Origin of the sequence: Pararcticibacter amylolyticus (assembly GCF_003130405.1) — a bacterium.
Lineage (GTDB): Bacteria > Bacteroidota > Bacteroidia > Sphingobacteriales > Sphingobacteriaceae > Arcticibacter > Arcticibacter amylolyticus.
The window spans coordinates 457,735-477,329 of record NZ_QEAS01000001.1 but is presented as its reverse complement, the minus strand read 5'-3'; the positions used below and the strand labels follow the sequence as shown (position 1 = coordinate 477,329).

Below are 19,595 nucleotides of genomic sequence, written 5' to 3'. Positions count from 1 at the left end.
GCCCGACATCAGCTGTTAGCTTTCGGCGTCAGCATCTACTCATCGCTTTAAAAACCAGAAAGAGGCTGTCTGATGGTTCAGACAACCTCTTTCTGTAACTTATTATATTCCTGCTGACTGCTGATTGCTGACAGCTGAAGGCATTATTCCACAATCGTTACCCTGATCATGTTCGTTTTGCCTCTCTTCTCGATAGGCATGGCTGCGGTATTGATTACTGCATCGCCGGGAACGATCATTTTCTCTTCTTTGAGAATACGGTTAACGTCGCTGATAGTCTTGTCTGTACTTTCCTGCTTGTCGTAATAGAAACCTCTTACACCCCAGAGAAGACTGAGAGTATTCAGCAGGTTCTTATTATTCGTGAAGATATAAGTAGTGGCTTTCGGACGGTGGCTGGAAATTTCAAAAGCAGTATAACCGGATGATGTCATAGAGATGATACCACAGGCGTTTGTCTTTTCAGAAAGATATACTGCTGAACCGCACACCGCATCGGATATGTAAGTTGCTGAATCCGGATGTAACTTCTTAGGTGTATAATAAGGATAAGCAGTCTCTTCGATATTCCGGATGATCTTACTCATGGTGTCGACTACGATCACGGGGAATTCACCAACAGAGGTTTCACCGCTAAGCATAACAGCATCAGCACCATCGAGAACAGAGTTAGCTACGTCGTTCACTTCCGCACGGGTTGGGCGCGGTGTAGTGATCATACTTTCAAGCATCTGAGTGGCAATTACCACCGGCTTGGAAGCTTCACGGCATTTCCTTGCGATCATCTTCTGCAATACCGGAACCTGCTCCATCGGCATTTCCACACCGAGGTCACCACGGGCAACCATCACTCCGTCTGTAGCACGGATGATTTCGTCGATATTTTCTACAGCTTCAGGTTTTTCGATCTTTGCAATCACCCTGGCAACTTTCCCGCTGCGGTTAATGATACGCTTCAGGTCGATAATATCTTCTCCTGTACGAACAAATGACAGGCCGATCCATTCTACATCATTCTTAAGAGCAAATTCAAGATTGCTCAAATCCTCTTCAGTAAGACTTGGGATAGAGATCTTGGTGTTCGGAAGGTTCACCCCTTTGCGTGAAGTCAGAATACCTCCGTGTACTACTTCGCAGGTAACAGTATCCTTATTATTGGTATCCAGTACGCGAAGCTGAAGTTTTCCGTCGTCGAGAAGGATGATCTCTCCTGCTCTTACATCTTTGGGGAAATTCTGATAGGTAATATAGATCTGTTTGTCGTCACCGACCATTTCATTGGTGGTAATTTCGATCTGATTTCCGTTTATCAGCTGGATACCGCCGTCTTTTACCATCCCGATACGGATCTTAGGACCCTGAAGGTCGGCAAGGATCCCTACATGGATTTTATACTTCTGATTGATATCACGGATCAAATCGATCACCTTCTGATGATCTGCCTGACTTCCGTGTGAAAAATTAAGGCGGCAAACGTTTACGCCGACCTTGATCATACTTAACAGTGTTTCTTTGCTGGCCGATGCCGGCCCTAATGTTGCCACTATTTTTGTACGTTTGTGAACTTGTCTCATCTTAACCAATTATAAATATCTGTTTAACCGGTGCAGGCGCACCTTTATTAACTGTCCGTTTAATTTTGCTTATTGTGCGTATATTTCTGCTAAAATACCAGATTTTCTTTAGATTTTAACTTTCCGGGATTTACTTCTGCGGCAACTACTATCTCCGGTATCCTGTTTAAGCCTTCCATAAAATTGTCAGTATCCTCCTCGTCAAGGTAATTTTTGATGAGAATAAAATAATCTGTCTGTTTCATTTCGGGAATTAAATATCCTTCTGTACCTTTATTTGCTAACAGGAAAAAATCTGTTTCTGTTTCAGGAATCCTGTAATGATATCTTGAAAAGTAACTTGGTTCCCCAGAGGAAGTTAGCTCCAGGGATAATTCTGAAATACGAACAAAATCGATAGAAAGCGCCCTGTTGATCTTGAAACATAGCAGATAATCCTTCAAAGAAGAGGTAACCGCTATCAAAACAAAATCGAGGTCTGGTTCGTATTTTAGTGTAAGCCTGTTCAAAATAAAATAAAAACGGCACGAAGGTACAAAAGAATACCAATTGTAGATGCATGTTATTCATTTTTAACCAAAAACAAAAAGGTTTGATATTTACCAGAATTTATTTTTCTTTGCACAGAATTTTTAACCATTAAAATATAAAAATCATGTCTGATATCGCTTCAAGAGTAAAAGCAATTATCGTTGAAAAATTAGGTGTAGATGAGAGTGAAGTGACACCTGAAGCATCATTCACTAATGACCTGGGTGCAGACTCTTTGGACACTGTAGAATTGATTATGGAGTTCGAAAAAGAGTTCAACGTTGCTATTCCTGATGACCAGGCTGAGACCATCGGTACAGTTGGCCAGGCTATCGCTTATTTAGAAAAAAACGTAAAGTAAATCACGCTGCCACACTATAAATGGAGCTAAAAAGAGTTGTAATAACAGGACTTGGTGCGCTTACCCCAATCGGCAATACCTTAACAGAATACTGGAACGGATTGATAAATGGGGTGAGCGGTGCTGCTCCGATTACAAGGTTTGATGCTACTAACTTCAAAACAAAGTTCGCCTGTGAAGTAAAGAACTTTAAAGCCGAGGATTTTCTCGACAGGAAAGAAGTTAGGAAACTAGATCCCTTTGTCCAGTATGCATTGGTTTCCACAGACGAGGCTGTACAAGATGCAGCCCTCGACTTTGAAAATTTGGATACCAACCGCATCGGAGTGATCTGGGGAGCCGGAATCGGAGGATTAAAAACATTTTTGGATGAAGTAAGCAGTTTTGCTAAAGGCGACGGCACTCCGCGCTACAACCCGTTCTTCATTCCCAAGATGATCATTGATATCGCAGCCGGACATATTTCGATGAAGTATGGTTTGAGAGGTCCTAATTTTTCGACTGTCTCTGCATGTGCTTCATCTACCAATGCGTTGATCGATGCTTTTAATTACATCCGTCTTGGTGTTTCCGACATCATTATCTCCGGAGGATCAGAAGCTATTATTAATGAGGCTGGAATCGGCGGATTTAACGCCATGCACGCCCTCTCTACCCGTAACGAAGATCCGGCAACGGCTTCACGGCCTTTCGATAAAGATCGTGATGGTTTTGTTGCAGGAGAAGGTGCGGGTACTGTTATCCTGGAAGAGCTGGAACATGCAAAAGCCAGGGGAGCTAAGATCTATGCTGAAATTGTAGGCGGAGGTATGAGTGCTGATGCGAATCACATTACTGCCCCTCATCCCGAAGGACTTGGTGCCAGACTGGTGATGTCTAATGCTCTGAAAGATGCTGGTATGACTACTGCTGATATTGATTATATCAATGTTCACGGAACGTCTACCCCCCTTGGAGATATCAGCGAATCCAAAGCGATTATTGATTTGTTCGGAGAAGATGCATTCAGATTGAATATCAGTTCGACCAAGTCGATGACAGGTCACCTGCTTGGCGCAGCCGGAGCTGTAGAAGGTATTGCTGCAATACTTGCAGTGAAACATGATATTGTTCCGCCGACGATCAATCATTTTACTGACGATCCTGAAATTAATCCTCGTTTGAACCTTACTTTCAATGTCGCTCAAAAGCGCACGGTAAGGGCTGCTCAAAGCAACACTTTTGGATTTGGCGGACACAACGCTTCTGTGATCTTTAAGAAATACGAAGGATAAACTTCAATAGGGAGCTGGAAAAGGATCTGGTTTTTGCAGCAGGGTTTACTGTTACGATTTAACTTTAGACTATAGTTTTAGCAAAAGAATAAAACAATATTCGATTTTAATGATTAGCTATATACTATTATGCAACAATTAAAAAAATCAGACCGGATTTCCGGCTCTTTATTTTTGACTCTCCTTTAGCAATGCCTTTCTCAACTATTTATAAGCTATATTTCTCACCTAAACGAAAATACATTCAGATATTAAGGAACCTCCTCGGCTTTGTACCTGGTAATGTGACGCTCTACCGCATGGCTTTCAGACATCGTTCAGTAGCCATAATTCTGAAGAACGGCACCAAAAACAGTAACGAACGCCTTGAATTCCTTGGAGATGCCGTGCTTGGTTCAGTTATTGCCGAAGAGCTTTTCAAATTATATCCCTATAAGACTGAAGGATTCCTTACTGAAATGCGCTCAAAGATCGTGAGCCGTGCCAACCTGAATCAGCTTGCAAGAAAACTTGGACTGGGGGAACTAATTGAGTATGATAACCGCATTGTTAACTTCCCGAATAAACAGAGTTCCTTGCTGGGAGATGCCTTTGAAGCGCTCATAGGGGCTATTTACCTGGATAAGGGCTATAATTTTACGAGAAGTTTCATTATCAACAGGATTATAAAGCCTCACGTTGACATCATCATGCTCGAAAATACCGAATCAAACTTTAAGAGCAAACTGATAGAATGGTGCCAGCGGCAGGGCAAGGAAATCGTCTTTGAGCTCGTTGAAAACGAGGAAGGCGAAAGCTCCAAGCTTTTTACTATCTGCGTTATAATTGACGGGGAAACCAAGGGTATGGGGAGAGACTACAACAAGAAAAATGCCGAGAAACTTGCTGCGGAAAAAGCATGCGAAGCGCTCAGCATTTAATTCGGAAATCTTCCCCTTCTGACAAGATTTCTTTTTTATCTTATCGTCATCTGCCTAATCTTCTTTAGGCGGATTCTTTTTGAAATATCTTCTGAGCAAAAAGTTATGCTGCAAGGCTTTCAGATTCTCATCAAGCTTTTGCGAGCTGGTCTCAAGATTCTTTAATGTCCTCTTCAGGCTTTCGGCCGATTGCTGATCATTTAGAAGCACTCCTACAGGATTGTCTGTCTGATTCAGTTTTTTACCGGCATTATCAAGGTTTGCTGATAGCGAAGAAGCGGATACGCTAAGTTTCTGGATCTCTGCCATAGAGTTCTTAAGATCATGAAATATAGTTGTATCAGTCAGAAGCTCATCAACAAGCCCTCCTTTTGTATTTAACTTGGAGGAGAAGCGGGAAAGAGAGACCGCAGTCTGGTTAATGTTACCGGATGCATCGCGCAGTCCTGCCATTGTCTGGCGCAGATTAAGTGCCATAACCGAGTCGGTCATAAGTGCACCGATAGTGCCTTCGCCTTTTGCGATCCCGGCAGTGATCACCTTCAGGTTGGCTGTGATATCCATCAGGTTCCTGTTATTCACCTGCAGATCTGCCAGCATCTTATCTGTCCCGACAGAGCTTTTAACACGGATGTTATCCCCGTTTTCTACAATGGGCAAATTGGCACTGCCGCCCTCTATTACAATGATCCGGTTCCCGATAAAGCCTTCTGAGCTGATTTGCGCCATTGCATTTTTATGAATGTATTTCTGCGCTTCTTCCTCCACACTCATCCTGATCCTCACCTGTGAATTACCATAAAAGTCAATTTTTTTCACGGTACCCACCTTCACACCCGAAAACCAGACATTATTGCCCACTTTCAAACCTGCAACATCATCAAATATAGCGGTTAGTTCGATGCTTTTTACAAATCGCTTCTGCTGACCGGCAAGAGTGAAAATCCCGGCAATAAAGATGACTATTCCGAGCAGAACGAAAATTCCCAGTATCACAGACCGTTTATTTTCTGTAGCTTCCATTAAGTTGTAAAATTATAATTATAAAATGTTCTGACTCTTTCATCGTCAGTCTGAAAAACCTCTTCAAAAGTACCCTGCCGCTCAAAACGACCATCGAGCAGCATCATTATCCTGTCCCCGGTAGACTTTGCACATGTGAGATCATGGGTAATAATAATGGATGATGTACTATATTTTTCCTGAACCTCATTGATCAGGTTATTGATATCAATAGATGTAATCGGATCAAGGCCTGCAGTAGGTTCATCATAAAGCATGATCTGCGGACGCATGATCAATGTCCGGGCAATTCCGATACGCTTACGCTGACCACCTGAAAGCTCACTGGGCATTTGATTTATCGCCTGGAGCAGACCAACTCCGTCAAGTACCTCTTCAATCGCGTGATCCTTCTCTTTCCGGCTCAGATGCTTTGAATTCCTGACTAAAGGAAATTCAAGGTTCTCTTTTACCGTCATACTGTCGTACAAGGCACTGTTCTGAAATGAGAAGCCGATCTTCAAACGAAGCTGTTGTAAGTCTTTTGACGATAATTTGTCTACCTGCTGACCCAGAACATTCACCGCACCCTTATCTGGCTTCAGAAGGCCTGAAATGATCTTTATTAAAACGGATTTACCGGTACCTGAACGTCCCAGAACTACCAGGTTCTCGCCCTGATAGAGATCAAGATCGACACCCTTTAATACATCAAGCTCTCCAAAAGACTTCTCCAGTCCCCTGATGCAGATCACGCAATCATTTCTATCTATAGGTGCGGCCTTCTTTTCCATTATCTTATAGCGTTCACAACCTGTACAACCAAAATTTCCTCAATAAAAATAAGGAACATAGATACCACCACTGCTGAGTTTGCTGCTTTACCCACACCTTCTGTTCCCTTCGATGAATTATAGCCCTGATAGCATCCTACCGCCCCGATTGTAAACCCGAAAACAGTTGCCTTAAAAAGTGAAGAAAACAAGTCAAGAAAGGATATACTCTTAAAAGCGTCTTCCAAAAAGGCTGACAAGCTGGTTTGCTCGTTCTGACTTACATTGATGAACGACCCCAGCATGCCGACAAAACCTGTATACATGGCCAGTATTGGAATCATCAGGGTAGTAGCAATTATCCTGGTAACAACCAGAAACTTAAAAGGGTTGGTTGCTGATACCTCCATGGCATCGATTTGCTCTGTCACCTTCATAGAGCCCAGCTCAGCGCCAATATTGGAGCCAACCTTACCTGCTGCTATCAACGCTGTAACAAGCGGCGCCAGCGCTCTTATAATAGCTATAGCGACCAGGCTTGGCAGCCAGGAGGCAGCACCAAATTCGGCAAGGGAAGGACGTGATTGTTTGGTGAAAACCAGGCCTGTAATAAAGCCGGTAAGTGTAATCAGGGCCAGCGACTTGTATCCAATCTCATAACACTGCCTTACCATCTCCTTAAATTCATAAGGGGGAAGGAACACCTCTTTAAAAAAACGGATTATGAACTGGTAGATATCGCTTAGCTGTAATAAGAGCTTATCAAAACGCTTTGATATGACATATCTACCTGATCTTTTCATCCTTATACTAACATTTAAATAATGTGGATCTCCGTCATCAATAAGAGTTACTATTGATTGTTCAGCACCTGCTGCATTACTGCTTTTTCTTTTACTGACTTTTTGACCCCGAAAGTCCGGTGCATGCAACGCCGCGCAAACTTAATGGAAAAATAAAAAACATCCGTATTTATATTCTCATTTTTACCAAATAGTGTCATGATTCCACGGTTGCAAAGCACAGACCTCCTGCTTCTATTCCTTATTACCGAGGCCTCTGCCGGTCTTATGCTGCAATTCATCGATCTTCTTTGAGGCTTCCGCTTTGCTTAAAGTTTCATCAAAGTCTTCACCAGCCTCATCTGAAAGCGTTTTAAGATAAGATTCCTGAGCCCCGGTCATCGGTTCATCACCTGTTGTCCAGTCATCCGGATCTTTCAGTTTATTCGAGCCTTTCAAATTATCAGTGTTGTCCTGAGATCCTGTATTCTCCGGATCTTGTGACGTTTTATTGTCTTCGTTCATAGCAGATGATCTTATATCTAATACTATTAACTTAAAAGTGGCTTTGTTGTTTGCTAATATATTTAGCATATTTGTATATGCCTTTTGAAAATAACGACGATTACTTTAAGGGAAGAGGAGCGCAGGTGAACACGCATAACAAGTTCCTTAAAAATAAATATGTAACTGATCATATAGAGGGGATCGATGAAATACTGTATGAGAACACCAGTACCCAGGTCATAGAAGAGTTCCCAAAATCGATTGTAAGTATTTCAAACAGCCCGGATCTTGCCTTTTCACATTCCATCAATCCGTACCGGGGTTGTGAGCACGGCTGTTTGTATTGCTATGCCAGGAATTCGCATGAATACTGGGGCTTCAGTGCGGGACTGGATTTTGAGAGAAAGATCATAGTAAAAAGGAATGCTGCTGAGCTTCTCGAAAAATTCTTCAACAAGCCAGGATACAAGCCGGAGCCGATCATGTTATCGGGTAATACAGACTGTTATCAACCCCTCGAAAGAAAACTTAAAATAACAAGATCATTGCTGGAGGTCTTCCTGAAATATAAGCACCCGGTCAGCATTATCAGTAAAAATAACCTGATACTAAGGGATATCGATATTCTGACTGAACTCTCAAAACTCCAGTTGGTTCATGTGAATGTAACCATTACATCGCTCAACGAAAGTCTCCGGCAGAAGCTGGAACCAAGAACGGTAACTGCTAAAAGCAAGCTGATGGTTATAAACAAACTAGCTTCAGGGAACATCCCGGTAAGGGTGATGATGGGGCCGGTCATTCCCGGGCTTAACAGTGACGAAATACCTGCCCTGATCCAGGCAGCGGCAAACGAAGGGGCTATGGGGGCTATTTTTACGTTGATCCGGTTAAATGGTGCAATAGGAGAGATCTTTACCGACTGGATACATAAAGCATATCCTGACCGGGCGGAAAAAGTATTAAACCTGATAGCTTCATGCCATGATGGAAAGCTTAATGACAGTCGCTGGGGAAACAGGATGAGGGGTGATGGTAAAGTTGCTGAAAGTATACATCAGCTGTTCAGGATCTCCGTCAACAGGTTTCTTAAAGGCCGCAGCCTGCCTCCTTTAGAGCTCCGTCATTTTGTTCCGGCAGCAGGCAGGCAGGAAAAGCTTTTTTAAGATACAAAACAGAAAGAGGCCATCACATTAAATGACGGCCTCTTTCCGTTTTGTATCTCTGTACCGCAACCTGAACCAGCCAGGCTACGCATTCAATATTCTTATTCCACCACTTCTTCCTGGTGTTCGTTCGTCAATGCTTCATCGATCAATATTCTTCCGCAGTGCTCGCAAACAATGATCTTCTTATGCTGACGAATATCGAGCTGACGCTGAGGAGGGATCTGATTGAAACAACCAGAACATGAATCACGCTGGATAGTGACAACGGCGAGACCGTTCTTCGCATTGTTACGAAGTCTTGAGTAAGCAAAAAGAAGACGTTCTTCGATATTCTCTTCAGCTTCTTTAGCTTTCAAAGCCAGCTCCTGCTCGTCTTTCTCGGTTTCAGATGTAATATTGTTGAGCTCAGATCTCTTTGCATCAAGATCTTTACGGCGCTCTTCAAGATCAGCTAAAGCCTTATCATAAACCTGCGTCTTATTGGTAATTTCGAAACCATGCTCCCTGATCTTCTTTTCACATACCTGAATCTCAAGACCCTGAATCTCTATTTCTTTCGAAATAGCATCGTACTCACGGTTATTTTTCACTTCGTTCAGCTGAGTCTCATATTTCTTAATATTCGCCTGAGCATCACGGATCATATTCTTCCTTGTGACAATCGAGTCCTCGAGATCATCGAGTTCTGCTTTAATCTTTTGTATGCGGGTCTCAAGGCCGGCTACTTCATCTTCAAGATCAGATACTTCCATTGGAAGTTCACCCCTTACCTGCCTGATTTTATCAATTTTAGTATGGATGGTTTGCAGTTCGTATAAAGCCTTCAGCTTTTGTTCTACGGTTTGTTCCATTAAATTAAATAATTTATTGGGTTTGTATGTATTGATGTTAAATGGAGTGCAAAGTTAGGAAATTTTTTTGTAATAATTTCAAATAACAAATCCTGTGTAAATTGCTCACTTTCAAAATGTCCGACATCGGAAATTACTATTTTTCCTTCAGCATCAAAAAACTCGTGATATTTATAGTCGGAGGTAACAAAAACATCGGCGCCCGCAGCAATTGCCTTGCCCAGCAAAAAGCTTCCTGATCCGCCGCACACGGCTACTCTTCTCACCTTGTTCCCCCGTAATGATGTGTATCTGATCACTTTAGCATTCAGGCGTTCTTTCACCAGTTTTAAAAACGTGAGTTCGTCCACCTCTTCATCCAGGTTACCGATCATCCCCGATCCTACTTCAAAAGTATTTGTAAGAGGATACAAATCATAGGCTACCTCCTCATAAGGATGAGTCTGCAAAAGGGCGATCAACAGCTGCCGTTCGATAGCCGCCGGATAAATTGTCTCTATCCGCACCTCCTTTTCATGATGCTGTACACCTTTTTCACCCACAAAGGGATTGGTGTCGCTGCCAGCCAGGAAAGTCCCGAAGCCTTCGGTATTATAACTACAGTCAGAATAGTTTCCTATGTGACCGGCGCCTGCATCAAAAAGAGCCTGCCTGACTTTATCCGCCTGTGCGACTGGACAGAAGGTAACCAATTTCTTCAGAAGGCCGTTCTTCGGAGCCAGGATGCTAAAATTCTTTATACCCAGCTTCCCGCATATCCTGGCATTCACGCCATTTAAAACATTATCAAAGTTGGTGTGGATAGCATATATAGCTATATCATTTTTAATAGCCTTCATTACAACCCGCTCCACGTAATTCTTCCCGTTAAGTTTTTTAAGACCCTTAAAAACAATCGGATGATGGGAAATAATGAGATTGCAGCCCTTACTGATTGCTTCATCTACCACTGGTTCTGTACAGTCCAGGGAAATTAAAGCAGCGCTTATCTCCATATCGGGGTTACCGGTGATCAGGCCTGAGTTATCATAGTCTTCCTGGTAGGAGAGAGGGGCTAAAGATTCGAGAAATGAACTTATTTTGCTTAATTTCATAGTTTAGTGTCCTCCTCTTCATTATTAAAAAGATTATTTTCGTTCCTGATGATCTTCATGTACCAGTTTACCTTTCTCCAGTAATCTATTAAAGAAAAGATCTGAAGGAGGCCGAGCAGACTAAAGAACATCATCCACGTTTCAGGGATTTGCAGATTGAATGGAATTTTTAATAATAGCGGAATAATTCCAAGGGCTGCAAGGATAGCATAGACTATCCCCGATACAAAAGCCGGCCTCTTTATCAAATCGTAATTCCGGCTTTGTAATTCATTTTTTATAGATACACTGACCCCCGAAACGACGAAGAAATTCCATACGAGATTAAATCCGGGAATAAAGAGCAGCCATACAGTCAGGGGATGCAGCTTCCTGTTTTCGGTTTTAATGATATTAAGGGTAGTATAAAGCGTGAGATAAAACAATATGGTCATAACCAATGCGGCAAAAGCCACAACAGCACCCCAGCCGGACGTAAGCAGATTTTCTTGCATGAGAACACAAACTTATATAATTTCCGGCATAATGATAAAGAACTAAGCTATTGGAATGTTCAGTAAGCGATAAACCGCTTAACGAAAAAGACGGATGATCAGGTTAATGATAAGGCTGATGATGATCATCGTGGTAAAGGGAAAATAGAATCTGAAATTCTCCCTTTCAATTTTTATATCGCCCGGAAGATTTCCGATCCAATGTAATTTATCATGAAAGAAATATACAACAATACCTGCAAGCAGGATGACCAAACCTGCAAGTATTATCCATTTCCCGGTTTCTCCGCTCATTGATAGGGGATCATTTTAACCATCTGGGCACATTCTATAGCTGCCTGCTGATTGAACTCCATAGCAAGGCTTTTATGATTGATGGCGTCTACAATGGTTCCGATCAGGCACAATCCACCGGTAAAGAAGTAGAGGATACCCATTCCGATCTGACGGGTCATAAAACGCTGGATGCCGGCGACACCGAAAAATCCGATCAATGTAAATAACAGGATGTCTGTCGGGCTTTGCCGCTTGCCTGAGTAAAACATAACAAATCTCTGCGCTTGTTCAGGCGTCATACCTTCCATTATTCTTTGAAGAAAAGAAAATTCTTCGGGTGTTAATCCTTTAAGATTGTAAAGTAAATTTTGATAGTCCATTACTTTGGTTTGTTTGCGAAATATACTAAAGTTTTTTTAGACAGCCCGGCAATCCGGAATGATAAAAAAACAATTGCAGGGATACCAAACCAATGAAACTTAAAGGATTGTAAAAAATCACCATGAAAGATGCAGGCAATTGCCCTGCCAAGGCCGCATCCGGGACACCAGGTTATTCCAAGACTGGCAAGAGGGCACAATGTAAAATGATGATCCCCGGGATTACTGAAAGCCAGACTTGTGAGGCCGGCAATCCAGATGCTCAGTTCGAAGATATAGTTCCTGGGGTTCAATATCAGAGATTTCTTTGTTTATTCATCAAAAGTAATGAAATTGCCAGGGTAAATAAAACACCAATCAGTCCTGCTCCTCCAATCCTTCCCATTACATCCATCTTCAATGTCTGCACCACATACTGAATATAAACTGTAGCGAAAAAAGCAGCGATTATCCCACCAACGATCATGATCTTGAATCCTTCGAAAATTCCTTCAAAGAACTCCATTTTTCCCCCGTTATAGTTGTCCCTAAAGCTTTTAATCCCAAAATAGAGACCTATGAAAGGAATGATGATTGAAGCATATTCCAGCCAGGACGATTTGTCGGATTGCGGATATGCATTTTCGTATGCACCGGCAAAGTGAAGAATCAGAATCCATATCCCGCTCAGGACGCCGATGATGACCCCGTATTTAATAGCATTTTTCATATTTCAAAAGGTTAAATGTAATTGCCTTTTTAACATCCAAAATACAAAAATTGTTCCCCCTGAAAATTAACTTAGTTGAAATTTTTTTACCGGAGTTATACAGAACGATAGTGAAGAAGCGCTATAGCAGCGCAATAATCCTTTGAAGAAAGCCTTTTTCGCAGATAAGATTAAAGCTCATACAAGTCATATCAGAAACTGAAATCTATATCGGTAACACAATCTTAAAACTCCTTAAACAAAAATGCGCGGATGACATTTATTTGTAGACAGTAGCATAAAGCACTGACGATAGCTCATTGAAAAAATTATATTTGCGCTGATTTTTGAAAAGTGAACGCCCGGGATATATTAGATCTGTATAAAAAAGATCCGGCAGTGGAAAAACTTTTAGCTGCGTTAAATTCGGCTAAAAGTCCAAGGATCCATTTGAAAGGCCTCGTCGGTTCAGGCGATGCAATGGTAGCGAGTGCTTTCTACTTTTTACAGCACCGCCACATCTTATTCGTAATGCCCGACCGGGAAGAAGCGGCTTATTTCCAAAGCGATCTTGAGAATCTTTTTGATAAGGAGATCCTTCTTTTCCCTTCTTCTTACAGAAAGCCTTTTGATTTTACCCAGGCAGACAGTGCCAATGTGTTGCAAAGAGCAGAGGTACTTAACGAACTTATCCACGAATCGGAATTCGGAAAGCTGATCGTCACGTATCCTGAAGCTTTGGCTGAACGGGTAATTAACAGGGATTCTCTTGAAAAAAACACTTTAGAGATCAGCACGGGAAACAAACTGGGAATTGACTTCATCAACGAGTTCCTGATAGAATATGATTTTGAAAGGGTGGACTTCGTTTACGAACCCGGGCAATTTTCTATAAGAGGTGGTATCGTGGATATTTTTTCATTCTCCCATGATCTTCCGTTCCGGATAGAATTTTTCGGTGACTTCATTGAAAGTATCCGGACGTTCGAAGTAGAAAACCAACTTTCCCAGGAACAGATAAAAAGCATCACCATTGTTCCGAATGTGCAGTCGAAGTTCCTGACCGATCATAATATCTCTTTACTGGAATATATCGATAAGGACACCTCCATCTGGTTCAAAGATGTGCAGTTTACCCTTGACATACTGAAGGATGGTTATAAAAAGGCGGGAGAGTTATGGAAGGCGCTTCCTGCTGCTGATAAGCAGAGAAACCCTGAATGGATCGATCCCAAATTCAACTTTACGGACGACAAGTTACTGGCTGACCAGCTGAAGGATTTTGCTGTAGTGGAATTTGGCAAGCAGTTCTTCTATGAGCCGGTACAGGTGATTGAGTTTGATATAAAGCCACAGCCTTCTTTTAACAAGGACTTTAATCTGCTGATTCATAATATTCGTCAGAATGAATCTCAGGGCATTACCAATTTCATATTCACAGACTCGGCTAAACAGGTTGAGCGATTATATACCATTTTCGCTGACATTGATAAAACTGTAAAGTTCACCCCTGTTAATATAGCACTCAGAGAGGGATTTGTTGATCATAGTCAAAAAATTGCCTGTTATACAGATCACCAGATTTTTGACAGGTATTATAAATACAAACTTAAAAAGGGCTATGCACGATCGCAGGCCATCACGCTTAAGGAACTCCGCGAATTAAAACCAGGTGATTATATTACACACATAGATCACGGTATCGGAAAGTATGCAGGCCTCGAAAAAGTAGAAGTAAACGGCAAGGCACAGGAGATGATAAGGCTGATCTATGCTGACAATGATCTTCTCTATGTTAATATAAATTCGCTTAACAGGATTTCGAAATACACCGGAAAAGAGGGAACGGTGCCCCGGATGAATAAACTGGGAACCGACACCTGGGAGAAGCTTAAAAAGACCACAAAAAAAAAAGTAAAGGACATAGCCAGGGACCTGATTAAACTTTATGCCCTGCGTAAAGCACAAACAGGTACAGCATTTCTTCCAGATACCTATCTTCAAACTGAACTGGAGGCATCCTTCATTTATGAAGACACTCCCGACCAGGAAAAGGCTACAGCAGATGTGAAGAAAGACATGGAATCGCCAAATCCCATGGACAGGCTGGTTTGCGGAGATGTTGGTTTCGGTAAGACTGAAATAGCTATCCGCGCTGCTTTTAAGGCTGTAGCCGATAGTAAACAGGTTGCCGTACTGGTGCCTACCACCATTCTTGCGTTACAACATTACAAAACCTTTACATCACGACTGAAAGGGTTTCCGTGTACAATTGATTATGTTAACCGCTTCAAATCAAGCAAACAAATTAAGGAGACTGTTCAAAAGTTGCAGGAAGGAAAAATAGATATCATTATAGGTACGCACAGGCTTGTCAGTAAGGATGTTAAGTTTAAGGACCTGGGATTGCTTATCATTGATGAAGAACAGAAATTCGGAGTTGGTGTAAAGGAGAAGTTAAAACAGATAAGAGCAGACGTAGATACGCTGACTTTGACTGCCACCCCGATTCCACGTACTTTACATTTTTCCCTCATGGGAGCCCGCGATCTTTCTATTATATCGACTCCTCCTCCAAACAGGCAGCCTGTGGTAACAGAACTTCATGTTTTTAATGAAAAGCTGATTAAAGAGGCAGTTGAATTTGAAGTAAACAGGAACGGGCAGGTTTTCTTTATTCACAACAGGGTCCAGGATCTGGCGCAACTGGGAGCGTTGATCAAAAAACTGGTACCAAAGGCTCATATAGGCATAGCGCACGGTCAGCTGGAAGGGGATGACCTGGAAGATGTCATGCTAAAGTTTATCAACGGCGAGTATGACGTCCTGGTTGCAACCACGATAATTGAAGCGGGTCTGGATATTCCAAATGCGAATACCATCCTGATCAATCATGCCCACATGTTTGGACTGAGCGATCTTCACCAGATGAGGGGAAGGGTAGGACGTTCTAATAAAAAAGCATTCTGTTATCTACTGAGTCCTCCGTTATCAACTCTTACTCCCGAAGCCCGGAAACGTCTTAGTGCAATAGAAGAGTTCTCTGACCTGGGCAGTGGATTTAATGTGGCTATGCGCGATCTTGATATACGGGGCAGCGGAAATCTACTTGGGGCAGAACAGAGCGGATTTATAGCCGAAATAGGTTTTGAAATGTATCACAAGATACTCGACGAAGCTATTCAGGAATTAAAAGACGAAGAATTCAAGGATCTGTTTAAAGATGATAAACCACGTCCGGTCATTTCTTTTACCCAGATCGATACAGACCTGGAAGTGATGATCCCGGACATTTATGTCACTAATATAACCGAACGGTATAATCTTTATACTGAAATCTCCAAGCTTGAAAACGAAACTCAGCTGGAGCAGTTTTCCGGGAACCTCGCTGACCGTTTCGGTCCTGTTCCAAAAGCAGTCAAAGAGCTTTTGAATACTCTTAAGCTGCAATGGATAGGGAAGGAAATCGGTTTTGAAAAAATATCCTTCAAAAAACATACGCTGAAGGGATACTTCGTATCTGACCAGCAGTCACCGTATTTCGAAAGCGAACAATTCAGTAATATTCTCCTTTTTGTACAGGCAAATGGCCGTCGCTGCAATCTGAAAGAGGTAAAGAAAACTCTGCGGATTTCGGTAGAAAATGTTAAAGACCTTAATGAGGCAATTGAAATCATGGAGAGCATGCTGATAGGGGCAGCCGTATAGCAATTGTCAGAAGTCGGCTATCGGCTTAGCAGTTAGCTTCCGTCCTCTCTTTCCACTCGTAACTCATATCTCACTCAAGCTATTAGCTTATTCAAGCTGAAACGCTACAGGGAGCACGCAAAAAGTTCTTACCGGGGTTCCTTTTACTGTTCCTGGTTTCCACTTAGGCGAGTTTTTCAGCACTCTAACAGCCTCTTCATCACAGCCGCTTCCGATACCCTGTTTTACCCTGATATCATTCAGACTTCCGTCTCTTTCTACTATAAAAGACAAATAAACTTTTCCTTCCACATGGTTCTGACGTGCAGCAGAAGGGTACTTTATATTGTTTGAGATATATTTACTTAAGTCACGCTGGCCGCCGTTGAATTCAGGCTGAACCTCAACAACACTCATATCGAATACCTTTGAATCAGATGTCTGACCGCTTTCCTCCTCCATATTTTCCGTTGCCGGCACAAGCATTGAAGAATCGGGCTCTACCTTGCTTACCTGTTCATTTTTCTTTTCCAGCTCTTTTAGGGCAACTATTTTTCCATCTTCATCAATAGTCATCTCATATTTAATATCTCCGGAGTATTGTTCATTGAGAGAAGGCCTGAAATAACTTTCACGAGCCCAATACGTAGCGATAATCCTGGAATCGCTCCTTTCAAAATCCAGGGATGATACTATCCAGTTTCTGCTGAAATTATGCATGTCTTCCATCCTTTTCCAGTAGAGATCTTTCAAACGCTGATAATTCAGGTTGTGATAGTTGTAAAAGGTCTCCGTTATCTTGGCGAAATAACTTGGAGGGTCAAAATAGCCCTTCTTCTGATCATAGTAAAATGCTTCAATAAATTTCACAAGTGATTCCCGTACCTGGTCCTCACTCATAGACTGGCTTTTGTTTAGGATAGACGGGTTTTGGCTCCCCTCTATTTTTCCGGGTTTATCTTCCTCTTTACGAAAAGATTTCCAGGGATCATCTACAAACAGGGTAAGATATCCCATAATGAGGATCACAACACCTAAGCCAATCCCCATATACATGAGCGAACGGTCTTTATAAACCGGGATATCTTCTTCAGTATTTTTTTCAGTTTCTTCCATTTTCATTTTATAAAACCGCTATCATAATATAGACAGTGAACCGCTGAACATTCCATACCCTAACGATGACCGGCGTCGCGGCAAGGTTGGCTTCAACAGTGCTTTTCAGGTAAATACCTGTTCGCTTCGTTTAAGGAGTATGCATGCTCCTAATTATATTGAAAAACACAATATAAATATACATAAACCAATGGCGCTGATAAAAGCAAACCATCAAACCGGTCGAGAAGCCCCCCATGTCCGGGAAGTAAAGATCCTGAATCTTTCACTTCCATACTTCTCTTTAACATTGATTCAAATAAATCGCCAAAAGTCCCGCATACAACAATTATCAGGGACATAACGGCCCAGCTCACCTGAGAAATCCCGGTAAATTGAGTACTCAGGATAAATGCCGCCAGCAAACTCATAAACATCCCGCCCAAAAAACCTTCCCAGGTCTTCTTAGGTGAATGGCGTTCAAAAAGCTTGTTCTTACCAAATTTCATGCCGGCCAGGTAAGCACCGGTGTCACTGGACCATAGAAGAATTAAAAAGCCAAGAGAATAGTGATAATTATATTCTCCACCGGCAAAAGCTGCTCCTATGTAAAAACAGAAAGGGGCAATAACCATTAAAACTCCCAGAAAAGTGTATGATACAGAATGAAATGGTTTTCGTTCTTTTCTATATAATTCGGCGATACATAAAATGACTGAAACCGGGATAACCGCCAGCAAAAGAGACAAGTCTTTATTAAGAATTAAATGGAGTATGAAAGCGATAAAAGCAGTCAGTCCGAGTAAAATTCCCCCGGCCCGCAGAGGTCTTATTTCATCTGTTTTTACCAGCCGGTAAAACTCATCGAGGCTCAGAAGTCCCAGGAGAGAGAAAAATATAACAAAGGTGATTTCTCCCAATAAAACAGAGGAAAGCATCACCAGTACAAAGAAAAAGCCTGTTATTGCCCTGGTCTTCATAGTTCAGAGCTTAAAATCACCTCCGTAGCCCGCTGAAAATTATCTTTGTGAGTGTATACTTCTACTTCTCCAATACGATAAGGAAAACCGCTCTTATCAAGCAATACGGCTTCAATTTCGTTCTCTATTAAAACCTGTTTTACTATTTCAGATTTGTAATAATCGTTTGAGGTATACACCTTGACCCAATCATTATTCATTTTCATAACTATTTAATTTTATCCTCTCAGAAAGAGTACGAAAAACCAGCATGAGCAGCAAAGTAAAAACGAAGCTCGCTATCACTGCATATATCGAACTGCTTTGCATATTGTCGAGATCATCAAGAGAGCGGCCATTTTTTTGAAGGAAGTAAGCTGCCGCTACTGCCATACCATTGTTTACAAAATGACCAAGGACCGGAAACACGATGCTGCCGCTCCAAACAAAAATATACCCAAATAATACTCCTAAGAGCATCCGTGGTAAGAATCCAAAAAATTGTACATGGATCGCACTGAATATAATAGCAGAAACCCATACAGCCAAATGATAATTTCCGCTCCACCTGACAAGAATACTCTGCAAACCTCCTCTAAAAAGCAACTCTTCGCCTACTGCCGGTATAATCGCTATAACAAGCAAGTTAATTAAGAGGTCGGGAAAAGAACGCATAATCAACAGTTTGCTGGTAAGCTCTGCAAGGCCGTCTTCTTTCATCCGCATCCAGTTTTCTATCCATTTGAGGCTCTCAGGAAAATGCATTCCCTGGTTCACTCTGTTTATCCACTCGGCAAAGGGCGAAAAAACAAATAAAATAACAACTGTGAGGACTACCAGTGAAACATTCGGATTACGGATACGGCCGAAGTAATGATTCTTATAGTGTTGTTCGCTCCACGACAAAATGAGCGGAGGTACCACAAAAGCTCCTGTCGCAACAATTCCCTGGATCATCCTGATCGCATCTGGGCTCATCTGATCAAAAGAAAGTGCCGTTAAGCTTCCGCCATAAAAGAACACTGTTAGAAATACCGCTATAACGCCAAACACAAAATAGCAAATTGCGATAATTAACAGCAGCAAAAGCAGCGATGTAAAAGGATGACGCCTGGCTGACGTGTGAGGAGACACCATAGCTTTATTTTCGTATTTTTGCAATTTGCAAAGATATAGTA

The 19,595-nt window shown here is 42.0% G+C and carries 22 protein-coding genes; 5 read left to right on the top strand and 17 right to left on the bottom strand.

Translation table 11 applies throughout. The features are described from left to right. Positions 1–143: 143 nt before the first annotated feature. Both pyk and DDR33_RS02035 read right to left on the bottom strand, forming a co-directional pair. Positions 144–1,574 (bottom strand): pyruvate kinase, encoded by a 1,431-nt coding sequence (pyk, locus tag DDR33_RS02040; protein WP_109414080.1) that lies wholly within the window; start codon positions 1,572–1,574, stop codon positions 144–146. 89 nt (positions 1,575–1,663) lie between these two features. Next, the gene (locus DDR33_RS02035) at positions 1,664–2,083 is read right to left on the bottom strand and encodes an IPExxxVDY family protein (protein ID WP_109414079.1); all 420 of its coding nucleotides are present in this window, start codon (positions 2,081–2,083) and stop codon (positions 1,664–1,666) included. Positions 2,084–2,229: 146 nt separating this feature from the next. On the opposite strand from DDR33_RS02035, the gene DDR33_RS02030 reads away from it, so the two are divergent. From DDR33_RS02030 to rnc, 3 genes are all read left to right on the top strand, one after another. Further along, positions 2,230–2,466, top strand: coding sequence for an acyl carrier protein (locus DDR33_RS02030; RefSeq protein WP_008508386.1), 237 nt, complete (start codon positions 2,230–2,232; stop codon positions 2,464–2,466). A gap of 20 nt (positions 2,467–2,486) precedes the next feature. Then, positions 2,487–3,740, top strand: a complete 1,254-nt coding sequence (fabF, locus tag DDR33_RS02025; protein ID WP_109414078.1) for a beta-ketoacyl-ACP synthase II — start codon at positions 2,487–2,489, stop codon at positions 3,738–3,740. Positions 3,741–3,931: 191 nt separating this feature from the next. After that, complete coding sequence (gene rnc, locus DDR33_RS02020) at positions 3,932–4,660, top strand: ribonuclease III (protein WP_202913628.1); 729 nt, start codon at positions 3,932–3,934, stop codon at positions 4,658–4,660. A gap of 54 nt (positions 4,661–4,714) precedes the next feature. Here the strand turns inward: rnc and DDR33_RS02015 are convergent, their stop codons facing one another. The 4 genes from DDR33_RS02015 to DDR33_RS02000 form a co-directional block, all read right to left on the bottom strand. Continuing rightward, complete coding sequence (locus DDR33_RS02015) at positions 4,715–5,683, bottom strand: MlaD family protein (protein ID WP_109414077.1); 969 nt, start codon at positions 5,681–5,683, stop codon at positions 4,715–4,717. Continuing rightward, positions 5,683–6,456: an ABC transporter ATP-binding protein gene (locus tag DDR33_RS02010; RefSeq protein ID WP_109414076.1), complete on the bottom strand. Its 774-nt coding sequence runs from the start codon at positions 6,454–6,456 to the stop codon at positions 5,683–5,685. The genes DDR33_RS02015 and DDR33_RS02010 overlap by 1 nt, the downstream gene beginning before the upstream one ends. Further along, entirely contained in the window at positions 6,456–7,238 is a 783-nt protein-coding gene (locus DDR33_RS02005) for an MlaE family ABC transporter permease (protein WP_109414075.1), read from the bottom strand. The genes DDR33_RS02010 and DDR33_RS02005 overlap by 1 nt, the downstream gene beginning before the upstream one ends. 234 nt (positions 7,239–7,472) lie before the next feature. Beyond that, on the bottom strand, positions 7,473–7,811 hold the full coding sequence (locus DDR33_RS02000) for a DUF3072 domain-containing protein (protein ID WP_238387623.1): 339 nt from the start codon (positions 7,809–7,811) through the stop codon (positions 7,473–7,475). An 8-nt stretch (positions 7,812–7,819) separates the two neighbouring features. Here DDR33_RS02000 and DDR33_RS01995 point away from each other — a divergent pair, with 8 nt between their 5' ends. After that, positions 7,820–8,890 carry a PA0069 family radical SAM protein gene (locus DDR33_RS01995; RefSeq protein WP_202913627.1) on the top strand — a complete coding sequence of 357 codons (1,071 nt, stop codon included), beginning with the start codon at positions 7,820–7,822 and terminating at the stop codon, positions 8,888–8,890. A 101-nt stretch (positions 8,891–8,991) separates the two neighbouring features. On the opposite strand, the gene DDR33_RS01990 is transcribed toward DDR33_RS01995, so the two are convergent. The 7 genes from DDR33_RS01990 to DDR33_RS01960 all read right to left on the bottom strand — a co-directional run bounded on the left by DDR33_RS01990 (position 8,992) and on the right by DDR33_RS01960 (position 12,697). After that, a complete protein-coding gene (locus tag DDR33_RS01990) occupies positions 8,992–9,744 on the bottom strand; it encodes a zinc ribbon domain-containing protein (RefSeq protein WP_109414072.1) in 753 nt (250 codons plus the stop codon). Continuing rightward, a complete protein-coding gene (locus tag DDR33_RS01985; RefSeq protein WP_109414071.1) occupies positions 9,744–10,838 on the bottom strand; it encodes a Nif3-like dinuclear metal center hexameric protein in 1,095 nt (364 codons plus the stop codon). The genes DDR33_RS01990 and DDR33_RS01985 overlap by 1 nt, the downstream gene beginning before the upstream one ends. Then, the gene (locus DDR33_RS01980; RefSeq protein WP_109414070.1) at positions 10,835–11,332 is read right to left on the bottom strand and encodes a hypothetical protein; all 498 of its coding nucleotides are present in this window, start codon (positions 11,330–11,332) and stop codon (positions 10,835–10,837) included. Before DDR33_RS01980 ends, DDR33_RS01985 begins: the two co-directional genes overlap by 4 nt. A gap of 78 nt (positions 11,333–11,410) precedes the next feature. Continuing rightward, positions 11,411–11,626 (bottom strand): DUF2905 domain-containing protein, encoded by a 216-nt coding sequence (locus tag DDR33_RS01975; protein ID WP_109414069.1) that lies wholly within the window; start codon positions 11,624–11,626, stop codon positions 11,411–11,413. Further along, entirely contained in the window at positions 11,623–11,988 is a 366-nt protein-coding gene (locus DDR33_RS01970; protein ID WP_109414068.1) for a TM2 domain-containing protein, read from the bottom strand. The genes DDR33_RS01975 and DDR33_RS01970 overlap by 4 nt, the downstream gene beginning before the upstream one ends. Next, positions 11,988–12,188, bottom strand: a complete 201-nt coding sequence (locus tag DDR33_RS01965) for a DUF2752 domain-containing protein (protein ID WP_238387634.1) — start codon at positions 12,186–12,188, stop codon at positions 11,988–11,990. Before DDR33_RS01965 ends, DDR33_RS01970 begins: the two co-directional genes overlap by 1 nt. A 95-nt stretch (positions 12,189–12,283) precedes the next feature. After that, positions 12,284–12,697, bottom strand: a complete 414-nt coding sequence (locus tag DDR33_RS01960; RefSeq protein WP_109414066.1) for a DUF4199 domain-containing protein — start codon at positions 12,695–12,697, stop codon at positions 12,284–12,286. A 333-nt stretch (positions 12,698–13,030) separates the two neighbouring features. Here DDR33_RS01960 and mfd point away from each other — a divergent pair, with 333 nt between their 5' ends. Then, a complete protein-coding gene (mfd, locus tag DDR33_RS01955) occupies positions 13,031–16,384 on the top strand; it encodes a transcription-repair coupling factor (protein ID WP_109414065.1) in 3,354 nt (1,117 codons plus the stop codon). 87 nt (positions 16,385–16,471) lie between these two features. On the opposite strand, the gene DDR33_RS26435 is transcribed toward mfd, so the two are convergent. The 4 genes from DDR33_RS26435 to DDR33_RS01935 all read right to left on the bottom strand — a co-directional run bounded on the left by DDR33_RS26435 (position 16,472) and on the right by DDR33_RS01935 (position 19,578). Next, on the bottom strand, positions 16,472–17,479 hold the full coding sequence (locus tag DDR33_RS26435; protein ID WP_202913626.1) for an energy transducer TonB: 1,008 nt from the start codon (positions 17,477–17,479) through the stop codon (positions 16,472–16,474). Between the two features lie 149 nt (positions 17,480–17,628). Further along, the gene (locus DDR33_RS01945; protein ID WP_109414064.1) at positions 17,629–18,438 is read right to left on the bottom strand and encodes a phosphatidate cytidylyltransferase; all 810 of its coding nucleotides are present in this window, start codon (positions 18,436–18,438) and stop codon (positions 17,629–17,631) included. Further along, entirely contained in the window at positions 18,435–18,644 is a 210-nt protein-coding gene (locus DDR33_RS01940; RefSeq protein WP_238387622.1) for a putative signal transducing protein, read from the bottom strand. The genes DDR33_RS01945 and DDR33_RS01940 overlap by 4 nt, the downstream gene beginning before the upstream one ends. Next, entirely contained in the window at positions 18,631–19,578 is a 948-nt protein-coding gene (locus DDR33_RS01935; protein ID WP_146198675.1) for a CPBP family intramembrane glutamic endopeptidase, read from the bottom strand. Before DDR33_RS01935 ends, DDR33_RS01940 begins: the two co-directional genes overlap by 14 nt. Positions 19,579–19,595: the final 17 nt, after the last annotated feature.

Excerpts from the sequence above, each read along its gene's own strand:
- DDR33_RS01975 (WP_109414069.1), bottom strand. The coding sequence starts at position 11,626 with ATGAGCGGAGAAACCGGGAAATGGATAATACTTGCAGGTTTGGTCATC.
- DDR33_RS02015 (WP_109414077.1), bottom strand. The coding sequence starts at position 5,683 with ATGGAAGCTACAGAAAATAAACGGTCTGTGATACTGGGAATTTTCGTT.
- DDR33_RS01985 (WP_109414071.1), bottom strand. The coding sequence starts at position 10,838 with ATGAAATTAAGCAAAATAAGTTCATTTCTCGAATCTTTAGCCCCTCTC.
- DDR33_RS02000 (WP_238387623.1), bottom strand. The coding sequence starts at position 7,811 with ATGCTAAATATATTAGCAAACAACAAAGCCACTTTTAAGTTAATAGTA.
- fabF (WP_109414078.1), top strand. The coding sequence starts at position 2,487 with ATGGAGCTAAAAAGAGTTGTAATAACAGGACTTGGTGCGCTTACCCCA.
- DDR33_RS02030 (WP_008508386.1), top strand. The coding sequence starts at position 2,230 with ATGTCTGATATCGCTTCAAGAGTAAAAGCAATTATCGTTGAAAAATTA.
- DDR33_RS02010 (WP_109414076.1), bottom strand. The coding sequence starts at position 6,456 with ATGGAAAAGAAGGCCGCACCTATAGATAGAAATGATTGCGTGATCTGC.
- DDR33_RS01940 (WP_238387622.1), bottom strand. The coding sequence starts at position 18,644 with ATGAAAATGAATAATGATTGGGTCAAGGTGTATACCTCAAACGATTAT.
- DDR33_RS01980 (WP_109414070.1), bottom strand. The coding sequence starts at position 11,332 with ATGCAAGAAAATCTGCTTACGTCCGGCTGGGGTGCTGTTGTGGCTTTT.
- DDR33_RS26435 (WP_202913626.1), bottom strand. The coding sequence starts at position 17,479 with ATGGAAGAAACTGAAAAAAATACTGAAGAAGATATCCCGGTTTATAAA.
- DDR33_RS01945 (WP_109414064.1), bottom strand. The coding sequence starts at position 18,438 with ATGAAGACCAGGGCAATAACAGGCTTTTTCTTTGTACTGGTGATGCTT.
- DDR33_RS01990 (WP_109414072.1), bottom strand. The coding sequence starts at position 9,744 with ATGGAACAAACCGTAGAACAAAAGCTGAAGGCTTTATACGAACTGCAA.
- DDR33_RS01995 (WP_202913627.1), top strand. The coding sequence starts at position 7,820 with ATGCCTTTTGAAAATAACGACGATTACTTTAAGGGAAGAGGAGCGCAG.
- DDR33_RS02005 (WP_109414075.1), bottom strand. The coding sequence starts at position 7,238 with ATGAAAAGATCAGGTAGATATGTCATATCAAAGCGTTTTGATAAGCTC.
- DDR33_RS01970 (WP_109414068.1), bottom strand. The coding sequence starts at position 11,988 with ATGGACTATCAAAATTTACTTTACAATCTTAAAGGATTAACACCCGAA.
- pyk (WP_109414080.1), bottom strand. The coding sequence starts at position 1,574 with ATGAGACAAGTTCACAAACGTACAAAAATAGTGGCAACATTAGGGCCG.
- DDR33_RS01960 (WP_109414066.1), bottom strand. The coding sequence starts at position 12,697 with ATGAAAAATGCTATTAAATACGGGGTCATCATCGGCGTCCTGAGCGGG.
- rnc (WP_202913628.1), top strand. The coding sequence starts at position 3,932 with ATGCCTTTCTCAACTATTTATAAGCTATATTTCTCACCTAAACGAAAA.